Raw genomic sequence first — 3,489 nt, 5'->3', positions numbered from 1 at the left:
CCCCAAGCGCGAGGCAACGCGCCAGGCGCACCTCGCCCAGATGCTCGACGAGCTCCGTCGTGGCGACGTCTACATGAAGATGCCCTGGCACGCGCGGCGCTAGCCAAGCCAGAGCGTGAAGCCGATGTGACGATTCCCCCAGCCACTTGCCCACGCACCCTCACGCCCTCAATATGAACACTGTTCACAAAGAGAAGAACGGCGCACCCGGCCGATGTGCCACTCCAGGAGGCACCACAATGCAGCTCGCAACCACCACCGCGCCCGCCGCGCCGCACGACGCCACCACCTCGCGCCCCGATGCCATGCCCAAGCCCATGCGCATCGCCGAGAGCGTTTTCGACATCTGCTACCTGCTGTTCGACCTGGTGGCGGCCATCGTCTTCCTCGCGTCCGCGCACGGCCGCGCCATCTTCCAGCTGTATGGGCTTCTCGCCCTCGTGCTCGGCGGGGGAGACGCGTTCCACCTCGTGCCGCGCGTGCAGATGCACCTGCGCGGCGTGCGTGAGGACACCACAGCCAAGCTGGGTCTCGGCACGCAGGTCGCGTCCATCACCATGACCGTGTTCTACGTGATCCTTTACCTTATCTGGCGCCGGCTCTTCCCGGCGGCGGCCGCAACCCTGCCCGCGGCCATCCCCGCGCTCATCCTCGCGATGGCGGCCCTCCGCATCGTGCTCTGCCTCCTCCCGCAGAACGACTGGCGCTCCGGCCGCGAGAACCTGCGCTGGGAGCTCTACCGCAACCTCCCGTTCGCGGTACTTGGCGTGCTGGTCATCGCCTTGTTCGCGATCTCCGGCAACGCGGGCGGCCTCGGCATGTGGCGCATGTGCGTCGCCATCGCGCTCAGCTTTGGCTTCTACCTTCCGGTTTGCTTCCTCGCCAAGCGCAAGCCCGCAATCGGCGCGCTCATGCTGCCCAAGACGCTCACCTACATGTGGATGATCGCCATGGGCCTGCAGCTGCTGGCCCGTCTGTAGGCGCGCCATGAAGCCGCAGGCAACCTCAAGGGAGGCCATCCTTGCGGAGTGTCGCGCCATCGTGCGGCACCAGGGCCTCTCCGGCATTAGCGTACGCACCGTGGCTGCGGCTGCGGGCGTGGCCACGGGCACGCTGTACCACTACTTTCCGGACAAGCGCGCACTCCTTTTGGCCGTCGTCGCAGATGTCTGGCGTGACGTGTTCGCCCTGGACGGCGCCCCGCGCGACCGCACGGACTTCTGCCAGTACGTGGACGACCTCTATCGAGGCGCGCGCGATCGCCTTGCCGCCTACCCTGGCTTCGCGCAGGGTCACGGCCTGGAGCTCGTGGCCCTAACCGGTCAGGAGGACGAGGGCCGCGCCCGAATGCAGGCGTTCCTCGACGGCGTGGGCAGCAAGCTGCAAGAGGCGCTCCGCCGCGACCCCCGCGTACGGCCGGACGCGCTCGCGGGCGACCTCACGTCCCAGTCGCTCGCGCGTTTCGTCACGCGTAACGTGCTGGCCGGCCTCGTGCTTGGCCAACCCACCTGCAGCGACCTGCTCGCCGTGCTGCGCGCCGCGCTTTACTGACGCCTGGACGACTGCCGGCCAAAACGCGCCAGTTGCGCCTCAAATCGCTCTCACATATCTTGCACTTGCTACGTCAGGCATAGTATCCTAGCCTCAGACGAATACTACGTCTGACGTAGCATGTCACACACGAGGAGCCAGGGAGCCGGCCCATGCCAACGGACAACCTGGACATAAGCAGCGACGTGATCAGGGGCTACATCGACCCCATGATCCTGCGCATCCTGCTGGACGGCCCCTCGTACGGCTACCAGATCTCCAAGCGAGTCTTGCAGATGTCTGGCGGCCTGTACGCCGTAAAGCAGACCACGCTGTACTCCGCGTTCGCGCGCATGGAAAGAAACGGCCTGGTCCAATCGTTTCCGCAGGTCGCGCAAAACGGTAAGCGCCGCACCTACTATCGCATAACCGCCGCGGGCATGACCCACTACCGGCAAAAGTGTCGCGAGTGGCAGCTCACCAAGGACGTCGTCGGCAGATTTCTGGAAGGCAGTGTCGAGTGATGGAAGACATCAGCAAGTACCTGGACAACCTGTTTGCGCAGCTGCCCAACACGCCGGAGGCCCGCCACGCGCGCGAGGAGCTGGGCCAGATGATGGAGGACCGCTACGCCGAGCTCTGCGCAAAGGGCATGGGCGAGAAGGACGCGGCCTCCGCGGCGATAGCAGAGTTCGGGAGCCTGGAGGAGGTCCGCGAGTCGCTGGGCTTAGGCGCGCAGCCCGCCGCAGCGCAACCCGCCGCAGCGCAGCCCGCAGCTGCGCAGCCCGCGTGTCAGCGTCCTGCCGCGGCGAGCGCCCCGGCGGCGCAGGCGGCTCCGCCCCGCCCGCAGGGCACGTCGGGCCCGGTTCCGCCCCACGTGGAGCAGCCGCCGCAGCCAGGCGCCGCCAGCCCAGAAAAGCATCACAACCGCGGACGCCGCGCTCTTCTCGTTACGTGCATCGTTGTCGCGGCAGTCGTCGTCGCGGCCGTCGCGTGGAACGGAGTCTCCGCCGGCATCCGCGGCGCGTTTGGGGATGGCGCACCCATCGGCCAGAGCGCGTCGTCGGGCGCGTCGGGCAAGGTAGAGAAGGACGTGGACGCAAGCTTCGACTCCGTGGACGTGGACGTAGACATGGCCGACGTCGTGGTGCGTGCGGGGGATTCCGCGCACGTGAGCTGCACGGGTGCGAAGGAGTTCTCGTATGCCTGCGACGTGAAGGGCGGCGTCCTGACCGTGACCCAGGAGGCAAGGCACGAGCACGTTCGCGGCACGGGCGGCAAGGTCGTCGTGACCGTGCCGCGCGGAGCGTCCCTCAGGCGCGTGACGGCGGAGTGCGAGATGGGCGACGTGACCATAAGCGACGTTCGTGCCACCACGACGGACCTCGAGGCAGAGATGGGCGACATCACGGTGGCCAATTGCGACCTTGCGGACGCGAGCCTTGACCTTAGCTGCGAGATGGGCGACGTGACGCTTAACGGCAAGAGCATGGGGTCAAGCTATGCCATCCACGGCAGCGGCAACTCCGGCAGCCGGACCCTCAAAGCCACGTCGGAGATGGGGGATATCACCGTCAGCAACTAGGCATCAAGGACCTGCGGGCGACTCCGACGGTGCCTGAACGCGCCAGGTTGCGCCTCCTTCCCGTGCGAATGATTCGTGTAATGCCAGCTTGCGTCTGCGTGCGGCTGTGCCAAAGCAATAGACTGAAACATTGTGGACGTTAAGCCTGCGTTCAGTGCAATGTGCGTACGTGGGCCGCCTATTGTCAGTGGCTGCAGTCGCCAAGACTACGCCTCGCCTGCAAACCCAAGCTCATTGCGAGTCCGCTTGAAGGGAAGCACAACGTGACCGATTACGGTAACGGTCCGGAAGGTACTGCCAACTGTCCAAAGCATGCACGTCATGCAAGGCAGCCGCAAGATGCCCCGGCAGCAACGCCAACAAGCGACCTCGCG

4 protein-coding genes are annotated in these 3,489 nt (G+C 66.2%); all 4 read left to right on the top strand.

The features are described from left to right. The first annotated feature begins 239 nt into the window (after positions 1 to 239). The 4 genes from ACI38Z_RS03980 to ACI38Z_RS03965 all read left to right on the top strand — a co-directional run bounded on the left by ACI38Z_RS03980 (position 240) and on the right by ACI38Z_RS03965 (position 3,115). Positions 240 to 980, top strand: coding sequence for a hypothetical protein (locus ACI38Z_RS03980; RefSeq protein ID WP_439788892.1), 741 nt, complete (start codon positions 240 to 242; stop codon positions 978 to 980). Between the two features lie 7 nt (positions 981 to 987). Continuing rightward, positions 988 to 1,551 carry a TetR/AcrR family transcriptional regulator gene (locus ACI38Z_RS03975; RefSeq protein WP_439788891.1) on the top strand — a complete coding sequence of 188 codons (564 nt, stop codon included), beginning with the start codon at positions 988 to 990 and terminating at the stop codon, positions 1,549 to 1,551. A gap of 152 nt (positions 1,552 to 1,703) precedes the next feature. After that, complete coding sequence (locus tag ACI38Z_RS03970) at positions 1,704 to 2,054, top strand: PadR family transcriptional regulator (RefSeq protein WP_090847592.1); 351 nt, start codon at positions 1,704 to 1,706, stop codon at positions 2,052 to 2,054. Next, positions 2,054 to 3,115: a DUF4097 family beta strand repeat-containing protein gene (locus ACI38Z_RS03965; protein WP_439788890.1), complete on the top strand. Its 1,062-nt coding sequence runs from the start codon at positions 2,054 to 2,056 to the stop codon at positions 3,113 to 3,115. Before ACI38Z_RS03970 ends, ACI38Z_RS03965 begins: the two co-directional genes overlap by 1 nt. The last annotated feature ends 374 nt before the right edge of the window (positions 3,116 to 3,489 follow it).

Source organism: Parafannyhessea sp., from assembly GCF_051876455.1.
Lineage (GTDB): Bacteria > Actinomycetota > Coriobacteriia > Coriobacteriales > Atopobiaceae > Parafannyhessea.
The sequence above is the reverse complement of the archived record's forward strand: the minus strand, read 5'-3'. Positions and strand labels throughout refer to the sequence as shown.

What these genes read in the sequence shown, in the direction of transcription:
- ACI38Z_RS03980 (WP_439788892.1), top strand. Translation starts at nt 240, where the DNA reads ATGCAGCTCGCAACCACCACCGCGCCCGCCGCGCCGCACGACGCCACC.
- ACI38Z_RS03975 (WP_439788891.1), top strand. Translation starts at nt 988, where the DNA reads ATGAAGCCGCAGGCAACCTCAAGGGAGGCCATCCTTGCGGAGTGTCGC.
- ACI38Z_RS03970 (WP_090847592.1), top strand. Translation starts at nt 1,704, where the DNA reads ATGCCAACGGACAACCTGGACATAAGCAGCGACGTGATCAGGGGCTAC.
- ACI38Z_RS03965 (WP_439788890.1), top strand. Translation starts at nt 2,054, where the DNA reads ATGGAAGACATCAGCAAGTACCTGGACAACCTGTTTGCGCAGCTGCCC.